Here is a 20,043-nt window from a genome sequence, read left to right on the forward strand (position 1 = left end):
GTGGGGGCGCGCTCGAGCGGTGGTCGGGAGGGGGTGGGAACGCGAGCGCGTCTGCCCACGCTAGCGAGCCCCGGCTGGACGCCGCCCGTAGGCTCGGAGGATGCGGAGGACGATCGATCTGAACGCCGACTTCGGCGAGGGCTTCGGCGTGTGGTCGCTCGGCGACGACGACGCGATGCTCCGGCTCGTCACGAGCGCGAACATCGCCTGCGGCTTCCACGCCGGCGACCCCTCGATCATGCTCGCCACCTGCCGCACCGCCGCCGAGCGCGGCGTGGCGATCGGCGCCCACGTCGCGTACCGCGACCTCGCCGGCTTCGGCCGCCGCGACCTCCCCGTCGACCCGGCCGAGCTGCACGCCGACGTCGTCTACCAGCTCGGCGCCCTGCAGGCGATCGCGCGAGCCGCGGGCACCGAGGTGCGCTACGTCAAGCCGCACGGGGCCCTCTACAACCGCATCGTGCACGACGAGCGGCAGGCGGAGGCGGTGGTCGCCGCCGTCCGGGACACCGCTCCCGCACTGCCCCTGCTCGGCCTCGGGTGCTCCGCCGTCGAGCGCGCGGCGGCGAGCGCCGGCCTGTCGTTCCTGCGCGAGGCGTTCGTCGACCGCGGCTACCGCGCCGACGGCACGCTGGTGCCCCGCGGCGAGCCGGGCGACCTGCTGACCGACCCGGCGGTCGTCGCCGCCCGGGCCGTGCGGATGGTCCTCGAGGGCGCCGTGACGGCCGCCTCGGGCGAGGACCTGCAGCTCGACGTCGACTCCCTCTGCGTGCACGGCGACACCCCCGGCGCCGTCGCGATGGCGGAGGCGGTGCGCGCGGCCCTCTCCGAGGCGGGCGTCGCTCTGGCGAGCGCCGCCCCGTGATCCCGGTGCGGCTGCTGCCCTCCGGCGACCGCGCCGTGCTGGTCGAGGTCGACGGCCTCGACGAGGCGCTCGCCCTCGCGGCGGCGCTCGACCGCTCCCGGCCCGCAGGCGTCCTCGACCTCGTCCCCGCCGCGCGGACGGTCCTCGTCGTGCTGGACGAGTCGCTGCCGGTCGCGACGGCGTCCCCGTGGATCCTGCGGACCGCGGAGGCGACGGAGCCGAACGGGCCGGGCACCGTCGGCCGCCGGCACGAGATCGCCGTCCGCTACGACGGCGTCGACCTCGCCGAGGCGGCGGACGCCCTGGGCTGGACGCCCGCCGAGCTGATCCGCCGCCACACGGCGACCCCGTGGCGCGCGGCCTTCGGCGGGTTCGCCCCCGGCTTCGCCTACCTCGTCGCGCTCGCCCCCTGGCCGGAGGTCGCCCGCCGCGCCGAGCCGCGCACCCGCGTCCCCGCCGGCGCGGTCGCCCTCGCGGCCGGCTACTCCGGCGTCTACCCGCGCCCCTCCCCCGGCGGCTGGCAGCTGATCGGCTCGACCGACGCGGAGCTCTGGGACATCGAGCGCCTGCCGCCCGCCCTGCTCGCCCCCGGCGACGAGGTCCGCTTCCGGGCGCTGCCGTGAGCCTGCGCATCCTCGACCCCGGCCCCCTCGCCCTCGTCGAGGACCACGGCCGCCCCGGCCACGCCGCCGTCGGCGTCGGACGCTCCGGCGCGATGGACCGCGGCGCTCTCCGCCTCGCGAACCGCCTGCTCGGCAACGCCCCGGACGCGGCTGCGCTCGAACTGCTCGGCGCCGGCTTCACCGCCCGCTTCGAGACCTCCGCCTGGATCAGCCTGACCGGAGCCGCCGGAGCCGCGACCCTCGACGGCGCCGCCCTCGCCCGCGTCCTGCCGACGCTCGCCCCCGCGGGCTCGCTCCTGACCCTCGGCCGTCTGACGGCGGGCCTGCGCCGCACCCTCGGCGTCCGCGGCGGCATCGCCGCGCCACCCGTCCTCGGCTCCCGCTCCCGCGACACCCTCTCCGCCCTCGGCCCGGCTCCCCTTCGCCGCGGCGACCTGCTCGCGTTCGGCACCCCCGCCGGCGAGGTCCTCCTCCCCGACTGGTGGCCCTTCGACCCGCGCCGAGACCCGGTCCTGCGCGTGCACCCCGGCCCCCGCCTCGACCTCCTGCCCCCCGGCACGTGGCAGCGCCTGCTCACCGGCCCCTGGCACCTGAGCCCCTCCGCCGACCGCATCGGCCTCCGCCTCACCGGCACCCCCCTCCCCACGGGCGACGCCCCCGAGCTCCCCAGCGAGGCCCTGGTCCACGGCTCGATCCAGCTCCCGCCCTCAGGCCTCCCCGTCCTCTTCGGCCCCGACCACCCGACAACGGGCGGCTACCCCGTCCTCGCCGTCGTCACTTCGGCCTCCCTCGACCACCTGGCCCACCTGGCCCCCGGTGACGAGGTCCGCTTCCACTCCTGACCACCGAGGTCCGCCACCACCTCTGGTCCCTGAAACCCGGACTCCGCACCGCGCCGCCCGAAGGGCGCGCCCCTCCGCAGCCGTCGCCCCCGGAGGGGCGCGGTGCCTCGTCGCGGCTCCTGGCTCGGGTCTGGCGGGCGCGCCGAAGGCGCGCGGGAAGGAGCCGCGACGAGGCACCGCGCACCTCCCACCGTCAGTACGCCGGCAGCAAGCACCCCGACGTCGAGCTAGCGAAGAGCCCGCTCCGCCGCCCCCACCACGTTGTGGATCAGCATCGCCCGCGTCATCGGCCCGACCCCGCCCGGCACCGGCGACAGCCACCCCGCGACCTCGGCCACCCCGGGAGCGACGTCGCCGGTCAGCTTCGCCTTCCCCGTCTCCGGATTCTCGACCCGGGTGATCCCCACGTCGAGCACCGCCGCCCCCGGCTTCACCCAGTCCGCCGCGATCAGCCCAGGAACGCCCACGGCAGCGACCACGATGTCCGCCCGCCGCACCTCCGCGGCGAGATCCGTCGTCCGCGAGTGCGTCAGCGTCACCGTCGCGTCGAGCCCCTTGCGGGTCAGCAGCAGCCCGAGCGGGCGGCCGACCGTGAGTCCGCGCCCGACGACCACGACGTGCTTCCCCGAGATCGGGATCTCGTGGCGCTTCAGCATCTCGACGATGCCGTTCGGCGTGCAGGGCAGCGGGCTGTCGAGCTCGCCCTCGACGCCCAGCACCAGCCGGCCGAGGTTGGTCGGGTGCAGTCCGTCGGCGTCCTTGTCCGGGTCCATCAGCTCGAGCATCGCGTTCTCGTCGATGCCCTTGGGCAGCGGCAGCTGGATGATGTAGCCGGTCACCGAGTCCGATTCGTTGAGCTGCCGGATGGCCGCGCGGATGTCCTCGGCGGACGCCGTGGCGGGCAGGTCGACGCGGATCGACTCGATGCCCACCTCCGCGCAGTCGCGGTGCTTGCCCGCGACGTAGGAGCGCGAGGCCGGGTCGTCGCCGACCAGCAGCGTGCCGAGACCGGGCACGACGCCCTTCTCGCGCAGCACCGCCACGCGCTCGGCGATCTCCGCCTTGACCGTCGCGGCGGTCGCAACGCCGTCGAGTACCTGTGCCGTCATCGTGGAACTCCTCGTTCGTCGGCGCTCCCGCGCCTGTCGTGCAGTAGTGCTCGGCGGTGTCCGCAGGCGCGCTCGGCGCTCCGGACCCCGCCGAGCGCGGGGTCGCCCGAAAGGGGCGGGGCGGCCTACAGCCCCGGGTACAGCGGGAAGTCGTCCGTGAGCCCCTTGACCCGGGCGCGCAGCGCCTCGAGGTCGGCCGAGGGCTTGAGCGCCTCGGCGATGACGTCGGCCACGACGGTGAACTCGGCGTCGCCGAAGCCGCGGGTCGCGAGCGCGGGGGTGCCGATCCGCAGGCCCGAGGTGACCATCGGCGGGCGCGGGTCGAACGGCACCGCGTTGCGGTTGACCGTGATGCCGACCTCGTGCAGGCGGTCCTCGGCCTGCTTGCCGTCGAGCGGGGAGTTGCGCAGGTCGGCGAGCACGAGGTGCACGTCGGTGCCGCCGGTGAGCACGTCGATGCCCTCGGCCTTCGAGTCGGCGGCGGTGAGCCGCTCGGCGAGGATCTGCGCGCCGCGGATGGTGCGCGCCTGGCGGTCGGCGAACTCCTGCTCGCCCGCGAGCTTGAACGCGGTGGCCTTCGCGGCGATGACGTGCATGAGCGGTCCGCCCTGCTGGCCCGGGAAGACGGCGGAGTTGAGCTTCTTGGCGTACTCCTGCTTGGCGAGGATGAGGCCCGAGCGCGGGCCGGCGAGCGTCTTGTGCACCGTGGTGGTCACCACGTCGGCGTGCGGGACGGGCGAGGGGTGCAGGCCCGCGGCGACGAGTCCGGCGAAGTGGGCCATGTCGACCCAGAGCTTGGCGCCGACCTCGTCGGCGATCGCGCGGAACGCCTCGAAGTCGAGGTGGCGGGGGTAGGCCGACCAGCCGGCGATGAGGACCTGCGGGCGGACCTCGAGGGCCTTCTCGCGGACCGCGTCCATGTCGATGCGGAAGGTCTGCGGGTCGACTCCGTACGCCGTGGCGTTGTAGAGCTTGCCCGAGAAGTTGAGCTTCATCCCGTGGGTGAGGTGGCCGCCGTGCGCCAGCTCGAGACCGAGGATGGTGTCACCCGGCTGGACGAGGGCGGCGAGCGCCGCCGCGTTCGCGGTCGCTCCGGAGTGCGGCTGGACGTTCGCGAACTCGGCGCCGAAGAGGGCCTTGGCGCGGTCGATCGCGAGCTGCTCGGCGACGTCGACGAACTCGCAGCCGCCGTAGTAGCGACGGCCGGGGTAGCCCTCGGCGTACTTGTTGGTGAGGACCGAGCCCTGCGACTCGAGGATCGCGCGCGGCACGAAGTTCTCGCTGGCGATCATCTCGAGGTAGCCACGCTGGCGGTCGAGCTCCTGCTGCAGGACGGCGGCGATCTCGGGATCGACGACGGAGACGGGCTCGTTGAACGAGGCCGAGACACCGGTGCTGGCGGTGCTCGAGGCGGGAGAAGAGGACACGTGCGCTCCTTGGCTGCGAAACGGATGGCGTCCGCGAGGCGACGAGGCACGCTCGGGCACGCAGAACAACGGTATCCGTTCCGGCCCAGGCGAGCGGCAGGAAAAGTGTCCGGAAGAGGTCTCCGGAGAGGGTGCCGCTCCCTGATGGTCACCCATCCGAACGCCAGTCGCGACGCGGCCAGTGTAGCAACGGGCGGCCGATATCCTGAGCGGATGCAGACCGATTCCGCCGCGCCCGCTCCCGCCCGAACGCCCGCCGACGCGGCGAGCGGCGGCTCCGACGGCGGTCCCGGCAACCACTGGACCCTCACCTTCGCCTGCCCCGACCTGCCCGGCATCGTGCACGCGGTCTCGGGAGCGGTGGTGCAGGCCCGCGGCAACATCACCGAGAGCCAGCAGTTCTCCAGCGCCGACACCGGCCGCTTCTTCATGCGCCTGCAGGTGCAGTCGCCCGTCACCCGCGACGAGTTCGAGGCCGCCCTGCTGCCGGTCACCGAGCACTACGGCATGACCTGGCGGCTCGACGTCGTCGGCCGCCCGCTGCGCACGCTGCTGCTCGCCTCCACGGCGGGGCACTGCGTGAACGACCTGCTGTTCCGCCAGCGTGCGGGGCAGCTCGCCATCGACGTCCCGCTGATCCTCTCGAACCACGCCACGCTGCAAGACCTGGCCGGCTTCTACGGAGTGCCGTTCGAGTCGCGGGCGGTGACGTCGCCCGAGACCAAGCGCGCCTTCGAGGACCGCGTCGTCGAGGTCGTCGAGGAGCACGACATCGAGCTGGTCGTCCTCGCCCGCTACATGCAGATCCTCTCCCCCGAGCTCTGCGCGCGCCTGGCCGGCCGGGCGATCAACATCCACCACTCCTTCCTGCCCGGCTTCAAGGGCGCGAACCCCTACAAGCAGGCGCACGCCCGCGGGGTGAAGCTGATCGGCGCGACCGCGCACTTCGTGACGAGCGACCTCGACGAGGGCCCGATCATCGAGCAGAACGTCGTGCGGGTCGACCACTCGCACTCCCCCGCGCAGCTGGTCGCGATCGGGCAGGACGAGGAGAGCCGCACGCTGACCCAGGCCGTGAAGTGGTTCGCGGAGGACCGCGTGCTGCTCGACGGCGCCCGCACGATCATCTTCCACTGACCGCCGCGCCGCTCCGGCGTGCGGCGTCGAGTCGCCCGGAACGGCTGCCCGCAGGGCGGGAGAACGAGCCCTCTCGGGCGACTCACCGCGGGCGGATACGATGGTCCGCGTGAATCGAGCGACAGCGGGCACTGCACGGACCGATCAGAAGGTCGGGCCGAACGACGTCCTCCGCCTCGTGCTCGAGCTCTTCGCGTTCGTCAGCCTCGGACTGTGGGGCTTCCTGTCCTGGGACCTGCCGTGGAGCATCGTCTTCGGCGTGGGCGCACCGGTGCTGGCGATCCTGCTCTGGGCGCTGTTCCTCTCGCCCCGCGCCGTCCTCGCGATCGACCTCTACGGCCGCTCGCTGATCGAGCTGCTGATCATGGGCGCCGCCGCCCTCGCCTGGCTCGACCTCGGCCAGCCGATCGTCGCGATCGTCTTCGGCGTGGTCGCCGTGGTGTCCGGCGTGATCTCGGGGCGCCGCGCGCTGAGCTGACGGCGCGAGCTCCGCGGTGGCCGTTCGCTCCCTCGTGCTGATCGAGCAGCTACGCCGATTGAGCGGGCGCTTCATGCTGATCGAGTAGCCCGCGCAGCGGGCGTATCGAGATCCACCACCGTCTGAACCGGAGCCTGCAAGCCACCCTGCGGGCGACGGCGGGTCTCGATACGCCCCTCCGGGGCTACTCGACCAGCATGAGGAGCTCCAGGGCTTCCGACCCATGCTGATCGAGCAGCCCGCAGAGCGGGCGCACCATGGTGATCGAGTAGCTCGCGCAGCGGGCGTATCGAGATCCCGCGCGCAACGAGCGACGGCCGCCCCGCCGACCCCGGAGGGGCGTGCGGAGCGGCCGTCGACGGGCTGCGGAGGGCTACTCCGCGGCGCCCGCCTCACGCTGCGCGAGCGCGCGGCGACGCAGTCCCGTCAGCACCGCTCCGGCGCCGATCAGCGCCAGGGCACCCGCTCCGAGCAGTCCGCCGCCGAAGCCGGTGGAGGGCAGCCCGCCCGCTCCGTGGCCGGGCGCGCCCGGTCCGGCGGTGGGCGTGGAGGTCGGCGCGGGAGGCGCGGTCGGTCCGGCGGTCGGCGTCCCGGTCGGAGCCGGCGTCGCCGTCGGTCCGGCGGTCGGCGTCGCGGTCGGCTCGGCCGTGGGTCCGGCCGTCGGCGTCGCGGTCGGAGCCGGCGTCGCCGCCTCCGTCACGTCCACGCTGACGAGGGTCCGGAGACCCGAGTCCGCGTAGTCGATGCTGCCGAGGTACTGCGCCGGGCCGGCGAGGCCGGTCCAGGACACGGAGTAGCTCGTCGGCTCACCCAGGACCGCGTCGACGGTCTCGGGCGCGGTGGTCAGCGAGCCCTCGCCGCCGTCCGCCGCGATGAGGAAGCTCCGGAGGTCGAACGTCGCCTCCGGCTCCGCGCCCACCGCGTAGATGTCCGCGGAGACCAGGTAGCTGCCGGCCTCGGGGGCGTAGAGGTCCACCCGCTCGTCGGCCGAGCCGGTCGCGCTGGTCGCCGTGGTCACCGGCTTCCCGTCGACGATCTGCGCGATCGTCAGGTCGAGGTCGGCCGTGTCGTCGAGCGAGTCGAGGTCGAAGCGGGCGAACTCGGTGCCCTCGGGCACCTCGACGGTCGTCTCGAAGGTCTCGCCCTGCGGCAGCGTGCCGGTGTGGCCGTCCGCCGCGGTCGCGTCCTCGGCGAGGACTCCCACCGCGAGGCCGCTCGGGACCAGCGGCAGGGGGCCGTCGATGCCGGGGATGATCTCGACGCTCGTCGAGCCGGTCGAGCCGGAGCCCGACACCTCGTACGGCGCGTCGAGCAGCACGGGACGCACGGCCACGGGGCTGCGCACCTCGTGCTCGGCGCTCGACCAGGTGAGGTAGCCGGTCGCGAACTCGGCGAGCTCGGCGTCGGTCCTCGTGAAGGTCACCGTGTACTCGGCGGTCTGGCCCGCTCCGGTGAAGGAGAGGGTGGACGGCGAGACGACGGCGTCGATCCCGGGGATGTCGAGGCCGGCGGTGTAGCTGCCGGCCTCGGTCGAGGTGACCGTGCGGGTGACCGTCTGGGTCCCGGCCAGGGCGCCGATCGCGATCGAGGCCTGGTTGAGGTCGGACGGGTCGATCGCCTCGACCGCGTCGAGCTCGGGGTCGGCGAAGACGTAGCCGGCGCCCTTGAGGAAGGCGATCCAGTCGCTCGTGCCGCTCTCGTAGAGCAGTCCGGGGTCGAGGAACGCGGTCGGGTCGACGTGTCCGGCGCCCTGAGCGAAGACGTCGTCGGACGCGGCGCCCGACTGGTCGACGCTGTCGTAGGAGGTCGTCATCATGGCCGACTTGACCGCCGACGGCGACGCGTTCGGGGTCACGCCGAGGATGAGGGCGGCGAGGCCCGCGATGTGCGGAGAGGACATCGAGGTGCCGGACTCGAACGCGAAGGCGGGGTCGTCGCCCTCGGCGTTGAAGCTGTCGGCGAGGATCGCGACGCCGGGCGCCGTGAGGTCGGGCTTGAGCACGTCGGTGCCGTCCGCCTCGGCCGGGCCGCGCGAGGAGAATCCTGCGACCTGCGGCACCGGGATCTCGGTGCCGGTCGCGTTGCCCTCGGTCAGCGTCGCCGTCGCGCCCGCGGTGCCGGCGTACGCGGTGATCGCGTCGTAGGCCTGCGAGTCGATCTGGATGCTCGGGACCGAGTGGTCGTCCACGTGCAGGGCGTTCGGGAACGGGTTCAGCAGCAGCATGCCGATGCCCCCGGCCCGATCGACCTCGGCCGACTTGGAGACGCGCGCGGTGACGCCGGCGGTGCAGGCGACGATCTTCCCGGCGACCTTCGCGGCGTCGAGCGAGCCCGGCGCGCAGATGTCGGCGTTCTCGGTCCCGGCGACGACGACGTCGGCGCTGTTCACGAGGGGGCCGGTGACGTCGTCGTGCACACTGATCGATCCGCCGACGAAGGCCTGGCCGTCACCCAGGGTGGCGGTGGCCGTGTAGGTCGGGATCGAGGACGCGGCCACCGTGGTGTACCAGGGCGAGGCGTGGTCGAGGGTCGAGACGCCCGGGCCGGAGTTGCCGGCCGAGGCGGCCACGAAGACACCCGCGGCCGCGGCGTTCAGGAACGCCTCGTCGTAGGGGGTCAGCGTCGACACGGCGGAACCGCCGCCGATCGAGAAGTTGATGACGTCGACGCCGTCCGCGACGGCCGCGTTGATCGCGGCCAGGATGCCCTCGCCGGAGCAGTAGTCGTCGTCGTCGGTGCCGTCCACGTCGCCGTTCCAGCAGACCTTGTAGGCGGCGACCTTCGCGGCGGGTGCGACACCGGAGATGGTGCCGTAGTCGTAGCCGTCGACCGAGGCCTCGACGTCGGCGTTGCCGGCCGCCGTGCTCGCGGTGTGCGAGCCGTGGCCGTCCGCGTCGCGCGGGGAGCGGTACTCGGGGTTGTCGGCGGAGCCGGCCTCCTCGTTCGGGCCGAGGAACCAGCGCGCGCCGATCAGCTTCTGGTTGCACTCGCCGCCGTCCCACTGCTCGGAGCCGGCGAGGCCGGGCGAGCAGGAGCCGGCGAAGGTGGTGCCGTCCGACTTGCGGTAGCTGACGGTCGTGCCGTCCGTGTAGGGAGCGGCGCCCGGGGAGGTCGCGAGCGGAGCGCCCGCGAAGGACGGGTTCTCGGGTGCGATGCCGGAGTCGATGACGCCGACGACGATGCCCTCGCCGGCCTTCTCGGCACCGCCGACGGTGTCCCAGACTCCGCCGTCGCCCTCGAGGCCCAGGAAGCTCGTCGAGGACTCCTGACCGGTGTCGGGGACGGGGATGCCGGCCTCGGCGGTGGCGCCGGGGGCCGGCGCGGTCGCGGCGGGGGCGCGGTCGAGCTTCAGATCCTCGAGCTCCCGCACCTGCGCGACGTCCTTGCGGCCGGCGAGCTCGCTCGCCTGCGCGGCGGTGAGCGAGGCGGAGAAGCCGTTGAGGGCGACCGTGTAGTGGTAGCCGATCGCGGCGTCGACGGCGGCGGCGACGTCGTCCTGCCGCTGCTCGAGGTGAGCGGAGTAGTCCTCGACCGGAGCCGAGCGGGCCTGCAGCTGCGCGCCGGCGTCCGGAGCGGTGCGGGCGAAGCGGGCATCGGTGCCCTCGTAGGTCGCCGCGGACGGCTCGACGAGCGTGACGACGTAGTCGCCGTCGTCGAAGGTCTGGAGGGTGGAGAGTCCGCCGACGAGAGCGGCCCCGCCGACGAGCGGGGCGGCCGAGGCGGCCGAGACGGCGAAGGCGCCCGAGGCGGCGATGCCGAGGGCGGCGAGGCCGGCGAGGATGCGCTTCTCGGCGCGGCGGACGGGTGGACGGTGGGACAAGTGAAGCGGCAATCGATGTCCTTTACTCACAGTTGCTGAGAACCGGATCGGTTCTCGCACAGAGTCGACCCTACGAACTGGATCGCCCGGCTCTGTTACGAACAGGTAACGAAGTCCTTGTTCGGGGGACAGCGGCGTCCGATCTCCGGGGATCCGGATGCCCCCATTTCGGGGACTCCACCCCGCCGGTCCTACGCTGGCGAGATGCGCACTCCGAATCCCGACGCCGCTGTCGGCGTCCTGCTCCCCCGCGATCTCCCCGCCGCCGAGGTCCTGCCGTACGCCCGCCGCGCCGAGGAGCTCGGCTTCGACGAGCTCTGGGTCGTCGAGGACCTCGGCTTCCGCGGCGGCGTCGCCCAGGCCGCGGCCGTGCTCGCCGCGACCGAGCGGATCGTCGTCGGGATCGGCATCCTGCCCGCCGCCGTCCGCACCGCCGCCTTCACCGCGATGGAGCTCGGCACCCTCGCCGAGCTCTTCCCCGGCCGCGTCCATGCCGGCATCGGCCACGGCATGCCGGGCTGGATGCGCGGACTCGGCGTCTGGCCGAAGAGCCCGCTGACGCTGCTCTCGGAGCAGTTCGACGCGATCCGCGCACTGCTCGCCGGCGAGGAGGTGACCCGCGACGGCCGCTACGTCCATGTCGACGGGCTGCGGCTCGAGTCGCCGCCGCGGGTCGTGCCGCCGCTGCTGGCCGGGGTGCGCGGTCCGCGCTCGCTCGAGCTGGCCGGGCGCATCGCCGACGGGGCGATCCTCGCCGAGCCGGTCGCTCCGGAGTACCTCGCCCGCGCCCGGGAGCAGATGGGCACGCCGGGCCGCGTCGTGGCGTACAACGTGGCCGCCGTCTCGGACGACGCCGGAGAGGCCCGCGCCGCCGTGCGCCCCGGACTGGAGTGGGTCGGTGAGCCGGACTGGGCACCGCACATCGAGCCGCTGCCCTTCGCCGCGGAGTTCGCGCAGCTGCGCGCCCGGAGCGCCGACCGCGCCGCCTTCGTCCGCGATCTGCCGGACGAGTGGGTCGACCGGCTCGCCGTCGTCGGGACTCCGGAGACGGCCCGCGCGCGGATCGACGAGCTGCACGCGGCCGGAGCGGTCAGCACCGTGCTCATGCCGGCCGGCGACGACCCCCGGGCGGCGATGGAGCAGCTGGCGCGCGTGCTCTGACGGCGGTACCGACCGCCACCGCACCTCCGGCACGCGGAAACGGCTCCGGCTCACGGAATCCGAGGATTCCCGCGAGCCGGAGCCGTTCGTGCGAGCCCGAGGTCGGGCCGAGGGGCGGAGCTCAGCTCGCCATGCGCGCCTTGAGGTTCTCGTCGAGCGTGGCGAGGAACTCCTCGGTCGTCTGCCAGGCCTGATCCGGGCCGACGAGGAGCGCGAGGTCCTTCGTCATGCTGCCGGACTCGACCGTCTTGATGACGACGTCCTCGAGGGTCAGCGAGAAGTCGATGAGCTCCTGGTTGCCGTCGAGCTTGCCGCGGTGCGCGAGGCCGCGCGTCCAGGCGTAGATCGAGGCGATCGGGTTCGTCGAGGTGGGCTTACCCGCCTGGTGCTGGCGGTAGTGGCGCGTGACGGTGCCGTGCGCCGCCTCCGCCTCGACGACGCTGCCGTCGGGGGTGGAGAGGACCGAGGTCATCAGGCCGAGCGAGCCGAAGCCCTGCGCGACGGTGTCCGACTGGACGTCGCCGTCGTAGTTCTTGCAGGCCCAGACGTAGCCGCCCTCCCACTTCATGGCCGAGGCGACCATGTCGTCGATGAGGCGGTGCTCGTAGGTGAGGCCGGCGGCCTCGAAGCGCTCCTTGAACTCGGTCTCGAAGATCTCCTCGAAGATGTCCTTGAACCGGCCGTCGTAGGCCTTGAGGATCGTGTTCTTCGTGGAGAGGTAGACCGGGTAGTTGCGGGTCAGACCGTAGTTGAGCGAGGAGCGCGCGAAGTCGCGGATCGACGAGTCCTGGTTGTACTGGACCTGCGCGATGCCGTCGTCGGGGGCCTTGTAGACCTCGAACCTCATCGGCTCGGAGCCGTCCTCGGGGGTGAACTCGACGGTGAGCGTGCCCTTGCCCTTGAAGACGAAGTCGGTGGCGCGGTACTGGTCGCCGAAGGCGTGGCGGCCGATGATGATCGGCTTGTTCCAGCCGGGCACCAGGCGCGGGATGTTCGAGATGATGATCGGCTCGCGGAAGATGACGCCGCCGAGGATGTTGCGGATCGTGCCGTTCGGCGACTTCCACATCTTCTTCAGGCCGAACTCCTCGACGCGCGCCTCGTCGGGCGTGATGGTCGCGCACTTGACGCCGACACCGTGCTTCTGGATGGCGTGGGCCGCGTCGATCGTGACCTGGTCGTCGGTCTGGTCGCGGTACTCCATGCCGAGGTCGTAGTACTCGAGGTTCACGTCGAGGTACGGGTGGATCAGGGTGTCCTTGATCTTCTGCCAGATGATCCGCGTCATCTCGTCGCCGTCGAGCTCGACGACGGTTCCTTCAACCTTGATCTTCGACATTGCACTCCCAGGGTCTCGTTGCACCGCCCCGCTGCTGCGAGGGACGGGTGGCTCCGCGGCCGCTCCAGACGGCCTCGACCAGCCTACCCGAGGCCGGAACTGTCTCGACGTCGAGACAGTTCTCCGCGAGGAGGAGCCCCGCACCCTGCGCGCCGCGACGCTCGTCCGCGAGGAGGATGACCGCCGCCGAGCCGGGCCGCTAGATTGGGCGGCATGAGTGACCTCCGCCTGGAAGAGCTGTCGGCCGCGAACATCTCCGCCGTGAACGGACTGAGCCTCAAACCGGGTCAGGAGCAGTTCGTCGCACCGGAGTCGTACTCCGCGGCCGCCGCCGTGATCGACCCGGGCGCCGCCTGGCAGCGGGCGATCCTCGACGGCGACGAGCTCGTCGGCTTCATCCACGCGCACTTCGACCCGCAGGCGCCGGAGGAGTTCCGCAGCTGCATCTGGCGGATCAACATCGACGCGGCCAAGCAGGGCCGCGGTGTCGGGACCTTCGCCGTCCGTGCCGCCGCCGACGAGGCGCGGGCCCGCGGCTTCGACACCCTCACCGTGATCTGGGAGTCCGGCGCCGACGGCCCTGAGCAGTTCTTCCGCTGGATCGGCTTCGAGGTCATCGGCGAGACCCCGTACGGCGAGAACATCGGGGCGCTGAAGCTCTGACCGAGCGTCCCGACGACGCGGCGGACCCCGCCGACTTCGTCTCGGCGGTCCTCGCCGTCGTCGACGCGATCCCGCCCGGCCGTGTGATGGCCTACGGCGAGATCGCCGCGGTGCTCGGCACCCGCGCCGCCCGCGCCGTCGGCACGGTGCTCGCCCGCTACGGCTCCGACGTGGCCTGGTGGCGGGTGGTCCGCTCCGGCGGCGCCCCGGCGATCGGGCACGAGGAGCGCGCCCGCGAGCACTACGAGCGCGAGGGCACGCCGCTCGTCGCGACGCCGGGCGGCTACCGGGTGGACGTCCGCGCCGCGCGCTGGACGCCCTGACCGCGGCGGCGGACCCTCCGGCTCAGACCAGGGAGTCGCGCCAGGCCGCGTGCAGCGTGGCGAAGCGGCCGTCGCCCGCGATCAGCGCCTCCGGCGTCCCGTCCTCGACGATGCGGCCGTGCTCCATCACCAGTACCCGGTCGGCGATCGCGACCGTCGACAGCCGGTGCGCGATGATCACCGCGGTCCGGTCCGCGAGCAGCGTCTGCAGGCCGAGCTGCACCAGCCGCTCGCTCGGGATGTCGAGCGAGGAGGTCGCCTCGTCCAGGATCAGCACCGCCGGGTCCGCCAGGAACGCCCGCGCGAACGAGATCAGCTGGCGCTGGCCGGCCGAGACCCGGCCGCCGCGCTTGTTCACGTCGGTGTCGTAGCCGTCCGGCAGCGCCTGGATGAACGCGTGCGCGCCGACCGCCTTCGCCGCGTCGACGATCTCGTCGTAGGAGGCCGAGGGCCGGCCGATCGCGATGTTGTCCGCGACGGAGCCGGAGAAGAGGTACGCCTCCTGGGTCACCATCACGATCGCGCGCCGAAGGTCCTTCGGGTGCAGCTGCCGGAGGTCGACGCCGTCGAGGGTCACCACTCCGTCGGTCGGGTCGTAGAACCGCGAGATGAGCTTCGCGAGCGTCGACTTGCCGGCGCCGGTCGAGCCGACCAGCGCGATCGTCTGGCCCGCGGGGATCCGCAGGTCGAAGCGCGGCAGGATCTCCCGGTCGGTCGTGTAGGCGAAGCGGACGCCCTCGAAGCCGAGCGCCCCCCGCGCCTCGCGGAGGTCGACAGGGTGCGCCGGATCCGGGACGCTCTGCTCCTCCGCGAGGACGCCCGAGATCTTCTCGAGCGCGGCCGCCGCGGACTGGTAGGAGTTGTAGAACATCGCCATCTCCTGCACCGGCGCGAAGAACCGCCGGGTGTAGAGCAGCACGCCGAGCAGGGCGCCGATCTCGAGACCGCCGTCGAGCACCCGCATCCCGCCGAAGAAGAGCACGGCCGCCATCGTGACGTTGCCGATCAGCACGAGACCGGGGTCGAAGGTGCCGAAGACGCCGAAGACCTTCTTGTAGGCGACTCGGTAGCGCTCGACGACTACGCCGAAGGCCGACTCGTTGCGCTCCTGGGTGCGGAAGGTCTGCACCGCGCGGATCCCGGTCATCGTCTCGACGAACTGGACGATCAGGCGGGACGACGCGACGCGGGTGCCGCGGAAGAGCGATTGCGAGCGCTTCTGGAACCAGCGGGTCAGGATCGCCAGCGGCACGAGAGCGCAGGCGAGCACGAGGCCGCTGACGCCGTCGAGCGAGACCAGCGCGATGGCGACGAAGCCCATGTAGAGGGCGCCCTGCACGAGCTGGTTGATGCCGGAGTCGAGCAGCTCGCGGATCGAGTCGAGGTCGCTGGTCTGCCGGGAGATGATCCGGCCGGAGGTGTAGTTCTCGTGGAACTCCAGGCTCAGCTTCTGGGTGTGCAGGAAGACGCGCTTGCGCAGGTCGATCAGGATCGCCTGGCTCACCCGCGCCGACAGCACGGTGTACCAGGCGACGAGGACGGCGCCGACCACGCCGGTCAGGACGTAGGCGATCACGGTGAGGACCAGCGGGGTCGCGTCGCCGTCGAGGATCGCCGGCAGCCCGTTGTCGATGCCCAGCGCGATCAGCGCCGGCCCGGCGACCTGCGCGGCGGTCGAGATCACCACCACGACGGCCGTCAGCACCAGCCGCATCCGCAGCGGGCGGAGCAGCGATCCGAGCAGCGCGAGCGAGCGCCGACGCAGGGCCGCGGACTCCGCGCGGGTGAGGTCGTCGCGCTCCTCGGTGGATCCGAGAGTGCTCATGATCGGGTCTCCAGCTCCGTGAGGTCGGTCAGGTCCGTCAGCTCGGCCTCGGCGCGCGGGCGCGAGCCGACGCGCTCGGTGCCCCGGGGACGGGCGAGCTCGTCCTCCTCGAGGCTCGAGATGACGAAGCGGTAGTGCGGGCTGCTCGCGAGCAGCTCGGTGTGGGTGCCGACCGCCGTGACGCGGCCCTCCTCGAGGAGGGCGACGCGGTCGGCGAGGGCGACCGTCGACGGGCGGTGCGCGACGATCAGCGCGGTGGTGTCGCCGAGCACGCGGCGCAGGCCCTTCTCGACCCGCGCCTCGGTGTCGACGTCGAGGGCCGACAGCGGGTCGTCCAGGACGAGGACGGCGGGACGCGCGGCGATCGCGCGCGCCAGGGCGAGCCGCTGGCGCTGGCCGCCGGAGAGGCTCATCCCCTCCTCGCCCACGGTGGTGTCCAGCCCGTTCGGCAGGGTGTGCACGAAGTCCGCCTGGGCGATCTCGAGCGCCTCGAGCAGCTCCGCCTCCGAGGCGTCCGGGCGGCCGAGAAGCACGTTCTCGCGCACCGAGGTGGAGAAGAGTGTCGCGTCCTCGAAGGCCATGCCGACGTGGGAGCGCAGCTCGTCGCGCCGGAGGTGCCGCACGTCGACGCCGTCGATCTCGATCGCCCCGCCGGTCACGTCGTAGAGGCGCGGCAGCAGTGCGGTGAGCGTCGTCTTGCCCGAGCCGGTGAGGCCGACGAGCGCCATCGTCTCGCCGGGCTCGACCTCGAGGTCGACGCCGTCGAGGAGGTCGGCGAAGCGCTCGGGCGCGTCCTGGTAGCGGAAGTGCACGTCGCGGAAGCTCACTCGGCCGAGCGGCCGGGCGATCGACGCGGGCGTCTCCGGATCGGTGATCGTGTTCCGGCTGTCCATCACCTCGAAGTAGCGGTCGACGGCGGTGCGCGCGTCGAACGTCATCGAGAGCAGGAAGCCGATCGACTCCACCGGCCAGCGCAGCACCGTCGCGGTGGCGAAGAAGGCGAAGAGCTCGCCGACGCTGAGCTGCCCGTCGGCGGCCAGCCAGACTCCGGCGAGGAGGCAGAGCGCGAAGGCGATGTCCGGGATGAGCAACAGGACCACCCAGATGCCCGCGATGGCCTTCGCCTTTTCCACCTCGGTGCCGCGCAGCTTCTCCGCCTGATCGGCGAAGCCGGCGAGCGCGTGCTGGTGGCGGCCGAACGCCTTGAGGACACGGATGCCGTGCACCGACTGCTCGACCGTGGTGGCGAGGTCGCCAGCCTGGTCCTGGCTGCGGCGCGCGATGCTCGAGTAGCGCTTCTCGAAGGCGAAGCCGTAGATCCAGACCGGGATCGAGCAGGCCACGAACAGCGCGCCGAGGATCGGGTTCCAGTAGACCAGCACGCCGAAGCCGACGACGATCGTCAGCGCGTTGACCACCAGCAGCACGAAGCCGAAGGCGATCCAGCGGCGGATGAGGCTGAGGTCGCTCATCGCGCGCGAGAGCAGCTGCCCGCTCTGCCAGCGGTCGTGGAACGAGACGGGCAGGTCCTGGAGCTGGCGGTAGAGCGCGCTGCGCATCCGCGCCTCGACCCGCGTGCTCGGGGTGAGCACCATCCGGCGGCGCAGCGCGATGGCGGCGGCCTCGAGCACGCCGAGCAGGAGCACGACGACGACCGGGCCGATCAGCGGGCCGAGGTCGCCGGAGCCGGCGGCGGTCGCGCCGTCGCCGAGCGGTCCGTCGACCAGCTGCTGGAGGACGATCGGGATCGCGAGCGAGACGAGGCTGGCCACGAGGGCGATCGCGATGCCGCCGACCAGGCGGGGCAGCGCGTCGCCGACGAACGGGACCAGGCGCAGCAGAGTGCGGAGGGTGTTCGGGCGCTTCGGAGCGGCGGGCGGGGAGGACTGTGCGAGCACGGTGCTGGGCTTTCGCGACGGAGGACGGAGCCCTGCGGCACCGTGGCGTCGCGAGGGCGGGGATGCCACCGGCCCGTTGAGGGCTTCTGGGCAGCCTTGAAGGCTATACCCGGTCCCTCGGCGGCGTCCACCGCTCGGCGACCGCGGGCGCGGATCGCCGGGTCGTCTTCTGCACCACGACCGGCCCCGCCGAGTGCCCGCGCGAGCGGCGCCGAGGCTGTCAGCGCACCCGCACCGACAGGCAGGTCACGCAGCCCTCGAGCTTCTCGAACTCCGAGATGTCGACCGTCACGACGCGGTAGCCGAGCTCGCGGAGCAGCTCCGCGCTCCGCGGCGCGGACGCCGCCATCAGCAGTGTGTCCGGGCCGAGCACGACCACGTGGGCGCCTCCCTCCTCCGGCATCGGCAGGAAGGAGGGGAAGAGCCGCGGCTCGTCGACGACGGACTCCCAGCCGATCACCGTGCCGTCCGGCAGCGCGGTGACGGCGCTCTTGAGGTGCAGCGCGCGGGTGAGCGGGACCGCGACGACGCTCAGCCCGAGCGGACGGAGCAGGGCCCGGAGCTGCGCGACGCCCTCGGCGTTGGTGCGGCCGCCGCGGCCGACGTAGACGGTGGAGCCGACGCGGAGGACGTCGCCGCCCTCCAGGGTGCCGGGCGCCTCGATCCGGTGCACGATCAGGTCGAGGGCGCGAGCCGCCTCCTCCGCGCCGTCCACCTCGCCGCGGCGCGACTCGGCGCCCGGGCGAGTGAGGACCGCGTGCCCGTCGACGACGAGCAGCGCGTCCTCGAGGAAGACCGAGTCGGGCAGCTCGGGCGCCGTCGTGACCTGGACGGTCTCCCAGCCGGCCTCCTCGAGTGCGTCGACGTACTCCTCCCACTGCTGCAGCGCCTTCACCCGGTCGACGGGGACGCGCTCGAGGTGGGTGAGCTCGCCGGCGTCGAGGTCGTCCGCGGGCTGCCGGATGAGGGCGATGCGGCGCTCCGGACGGGCGGCGGTGGCCGAGGACTTCGCGGACCTGGCGTGCGTCGATGCGACGGCGATGCGGTGGCCGAGGGTCGCGGCGGCGATCACGAAGGCGAGCAGGAAGACGAGGTTGAGCCCGCCGAAGGTCTGCACGATGGAGAACCAGACCTCGCCGGTGATCGGCTCGCCCGTCGCGCTGGCCTGCACGAGGGTGCCGAAGACGGCGCCGACGATCCCCGCGACGAGCCCGGCGATCGCCGCCGTCCAGGCGCGGGCGAGCAGCCCGGCCGCGGCGAGGACGAGCACTACCACGAAGGCGAGCACGCTCGAGAGCAGGAAGTAGGCGTTGACCTGCGGGATCGACGTCGGCGCCAGCTGGTTGCCGATGAAGAAGGCGAGCAGGTTGGCGAGGTGGGCCGCGACCGCCGTGGCCGCCGCGGCGGCGAGCGCCGTCAGCAGGCGCCGCCTCACGGTCGGAGCGGTGGCGGCGGTCGGGGCGGTGGGCGCGTTCAGCGTCGAGTCGGAGGGCACCCGGAGACCCTACGCGCCCGCACCCCTGCGCCCCCTGCCCAGACCCTTGCAGCCGTCTGAGAGCCGCGGGCCGGGCCGCGCCCGCCCGGCTCCCCCACCACTCCTCACAAGTCGTCGTACCCGACGCCCCAGTACGACAACTCCTGGAGAGCAGAGCGGGCCCTCCGCGGCTCGGAAGCCGCCGACTCCGCAGAAGTTGCGGTAGTCGTGCCCCACTACCGCAACTTTTGAAGAGTGGCGGCGCGCACCGGGTCCGCTCCCCCGAGGACGCAGAAGTTGTCGCACTCGACGCCCCACTACGACAACTCCTGGAGAGCGGAGCGGCTCCTCCACGCTCGGCAGCCGCCGACTCCGCAGAAGTTGCGGTAGTCGCGCCCCGCTACCGCAACTTCTGGACAGTGGCGGCGCGCACCGGGTCCGCTCCCCCGAGGACGCAGAAGTTGTCGTACTCGACGCCCCACCACGACAACTCCTGGAGAGCAGACACCTCGGTCCAGGCCCGGAGGCCGCCGACTCCGCAGAAGTTGCGGTAGTCGCGCCCCGCTACCGCAACTTCTGGAGAGTGGCGGCGCGGCGCCGGGCTCGCTCCCCGAGTCCGCAAAAGTTGCCGGACTCGACGCTCGACTACGACAACTTCTGGAGAGCGGAGGGACCCGTCCGCGCTCGGAGGCCACCGACTCCGCAGAAGTTGCGGTGGTCGCCCCCCACTACCGCAACTTTTGGAGAGTGGCGGCGCGGCGCCGGGCACGCACCCCGAGTCCGCAAATGTTGTCGGACTCGACGCTCGACTACGACAACTTCTGAGGAGTGGAGCGGGCAGACCCCGACTCCCGAAGGGAGAGGCCGCGTGCGGGGATCGCGTGCCAGGCGATTCCCGCGGCGGCCGACGCGACCCGCTCTGCGGAACGCACCACCCCAGGAGGCCGACCGCGCCACGCCGCGCGAGGAGCGGCGTGGAAGACAGCACCGGGAGAGGCGCTTCATCGGGGATCGCGTGCCAAGCGATTCCCGAGAGCGCCGACGCGACCCGCCCTGCGG

15 protein-coding genes are annotated in these 20,043 nt (G+C 72.9%); 8 read left to right on the forward strand and 7 right to left on the reverse strand.

Annotated elements, in window-relative coordinates; all coding sequences use genetic code 11:
- The first annotated feature begins 100 nt into the window (after positions 1-100).
- Genes EDF43_RS06330 through EDF43_RS06340 form a run of 3 tightly spaced genes read left to right on the forward strand, consistent with a single transcriptional unit; the run spans position 101 to position 2,330 of the window.
- The gene (locus tag EDF43_RS06330) at positions 101-865 is read left to right on the forward strand and encodes a 5-oxoprolinase subunit PxpA (RefSeq protein WP_132435997.1); all 765 of its coding nucleotides are present in this window, start codon (positions 101-103) and stop codon (positions 863-865) included.
- Positions 862-1,488, forward strand: coding sequence for an allophanate hydrolase subunit 1 (locus tag EDF43_RS06335; RefSeq protein WP_243582843.1), 627 nt, complete (start codon positions 862-864; stop codon positions 1,486-1,488). The genes EDF43_RS06330 and EDF43_RS06335 overlap by 4 nt, the downstream gene beginning before the upstream one ends.
- Positions 1,485-2,330: a biotin-dependent carboxyltransferase family protein gene (locus EDF43_RS06340; RefSeq protein WP_207901638.1), complete on the forward strand. Its 846-nt coding sequence runs from the start codon at positions 1,485-1,487 to the stop codon at positions 2,328-2,330. Before EDF43_RS06335 ends, EDF43_RS06340 begins: the two co-directional genes overlap by 4 nt.
- A gap of 227 nt (positions 2,331-2,557) precedes the next feature.
- Here the strand turns inward: EDF43_RS06340 and EDF43_RS06345 are convergent, their stop codons facing one another.
- On the reverse strand, positions 2,558-3,439 hold the full coding sequence (locus EDF43_RS06345) for a bifunctional methylenetetrahydrofolate dehydrogenase/methenyltetrahydrofolate cyclohydrolase (RefSeq protein ID WP_123445127.1): 882 nt from the start codon (positions 3,437-3,439) through the stop codon (positions 2,558-2,560).
- Positions 3,440-3,564: 125 nt separating this feature from the next.
- Positions 3,565-4,866, reverse strand: a complete 1,302-nt coding sequence (glyA, locus tag EDF43_RS06350) for a serine hydroxymethyltransferase (protein ID WP_185020082.1) — start codon at positions 4,864-4,866, stop codon at positions 3,565-3,567.
- A 213-nt stretch (positions 4,867-5,079) separates the two neighbouring features.
- Here glyA and purU point away from each other — a divergent pair, with 213 nt between their 5' ends.
- Together purU and EDF43_RS06360 are read left to right on the forward strand one after the other, a co-directional pair.
- Positions 5,080-6,003: a formyltetrahydrofolate deformylase gene (gene purU, locus EDF43_RS06355; RefSeq protein WP_132435999.1), complete on the forward strand. Its 924-nt coding sequence runs from the start codon at positions 5,080-5,082 to the stop codon at positions 6,001-6,003.
- 109 nt (positions 6,004-6,112) lie between these two features.
- Positions 6,113-6,481, forward strand: coding sequence for a YrdB family protein (locus EDF43_RS06360; protein ID WP_243582594.1), 369 nt, complete (start codon positions 6,113-6,115; stop codon positions 6,479-6,481).
- Positions 6,482-6,854: 373 nt separating this feature from the next.
- Here the strand turns inward: EDF43_RS06360 and EDF43_RS06365 are convergent, their stop codons facing one another.
- Entirely contained in the window at positions 6,855-10,301 is a 3,447-nt protein-coding gene (locus tag EDF43_RS06365; protein ID WP_165909032.1) for a S8 family serine peptidase, read from the reverse strand.
- 204 nt (positions 10,302-10,505) lie between these two features.
- Between EDF43_RS06365 and EDF43_RS06370 the strand changes: the two genes are divergently transcribed.
- Positions 10,506-11,462 (forward strand): LLM class flavin-dependent oxidoreductase, encoded by a 957-nt coding sequence (locus tag EDF43_RS06370; RefSeq protein WP_132436002.1) that lies wholly within the window; start codon positions 10,506-10,508, stop codon positions 11,460-11,462.
- Positions 11,463-11,583: 121 nt separating this feature from the next.
- On the opposite strand, the gene EDF43_RS06375 is transcribed toward EDF43_RS06370, so the two are convergent.
- Positions 11,584-12,801 (reverse strand): NADP-dependent isocitrate dehydrogenase, encoded by a 1,218-nt coding sequence (locus EDF43_RS06375; protein ID WP_123735074.1) that lies wholly within the window; start codon positions 12,799-12,801, stop codon positions 11,584-11,586.
- A gap of 213 nt (positions 12,802-13,014) precedes the next feature.
- Between EDF43_RS06375 and EDF43_RS06380 the strand changes: the two genes are divergently transcribed.
- Together EDF43_RS06380 and EDF43_RS06385 are read left to right on the forward strand one after the other, a co-directional pair.
- Positions 13,015-13,464: a GNAT family N-acetyltransferase gene (locus tag EDF43_RS06380; RefSeq protein WP_123445122.1), complete on the forward strand. Its 450-nt coding sequence runs from the start codon at positions 13,015-13,017 to the stop codon at positions 13,462-13,464.
- Positions 13,461-13,787, forward strand: a complete 327-nt coding sequence (locus EDF43_RS06385) for an MGMT family protein (protein WP_132436003.1) — start codon at positions 13,461-13,463, stop codon at positions 13,785-13,787. The genes EDF43_RS06380 and EDF43_RS06385 overlap by 4 nt, the downstream gene beginning before the upstream one ends.
- A 22-nt stretch (positions 13,788-13,809) precedes the next feature.
- Here EDF43_RS06385 and EDF43_RS06390 read toward each other — a convergent pair whose 3' ends face one another.
- The 3 genes from EDF43_RS06390 to ddaH all read right to left on the reverse strand — a co-directional run bounded on the left by EDF43_RS06390 (position 13,810) and on the right by ddaH (position 19,005).
- Positions 13,810-15,612, reverse strand: a complete 1,803-nt coding sequence (locus EDF43_RS06390; RefSeq protein ID WP_132436004.1) for an ABC transporter ATP-binding protein — start codon at positions 15,610-15,612, stop codon at positions 13,810-13,812.
- Positions 15,609-17,510, reverse strand: coding sequence for an ABC transporter ATP-binding protein (locus EDF43_RS06395; protein WP_132436005.1), 1,902 nt, complete (start codon positions 17,508-17,510; stop codon positions 15,609-15,611). The genes EDF43_RS06390 and EDF43_RS06395 overlap by 4 nt, the downstream gene beginning before the upstream one ends.
- Before the next feature lie 220 nt (positions 17,511-17,730).
- The gene (gene ddaH, locus EDF43_RS22500; protein ID WP_279388999.1) at positions 17,731-19,005 is read right to left on the reverse strand and encodes a dimethylargininase; all 1,275 of its coding nucleotides are present in this window, start codon (positions 19,003-19,005) and stop codon (positions 17,731-17,733) included.
- Between the last annotated feature and the right edge of the window lie 1,038 nt (positions 19,006-20,043).

Source organism: Rathayibacter sp. PhB179, assembly GCF_004345345.1.
GTDB lineage: Bacteria > Actinomycetota > Actinomycetes > Actinomycetales > Microbacteriaceae > Rathayibacter > Rathayibacter festucae.

What these genes read in the sequence shown, in the direction of transcription:
- EDF43_RS06380 (WP_123445122.1), top strand. Translation starts at nt 13,015, where the DNA reads ATGAGTGACCTCCGCCTGGAAGAGCTGTCGGCCGCGAACATCTCCGCC.
- purU (WP_132435999.1), top strand. Translation starts at nt 5,080, where the DNA reads ATGCAGACCGATTCCGCCGCGCCCGCTCCCGCCCGAACGCCCGCCGAC.
- EDF43_RS06370 (WP_132436002.1), top strand. Translation starts at nt 10,506, where the DNA reads ATGCGCACTCCGAATCCCGACGCCGCTGTCGGCGTCCTGCTCCCCCGC.
- EDF43_RS06330 (WP_132435997.1), top strand. Translation starts at nt 101, where the DNA reads ATGCGGAGGACGATCGATCTGAACGCCGACTTCGGCGAGGGCTTCGGC.
- EDF43_RS06375 (WP_123735074.1), bottom strand. Translation starts at nt 12,801, where the DNA reads ATGTCGAAGATCAAGGTTGAAGGAACCGTCGTCGAGCTCGACGGCGAC.
- EDF43_RS06345 (WP_123445127.1), bottom strand. Translation starts at nt 3,439, where the DNA reads ATGACGGCACAGGTACTCGACGGCGTTGCGACCGCCGCGACGGTCAAG.
- EDF43_RS06390 (WP_132436004.1), bottom strand. Translation starts at nt 15,612, where the DNA reads ATGAGCACTCTCGGATCCACCGAGGAGCGCGACGACCTCACCCGCGCG.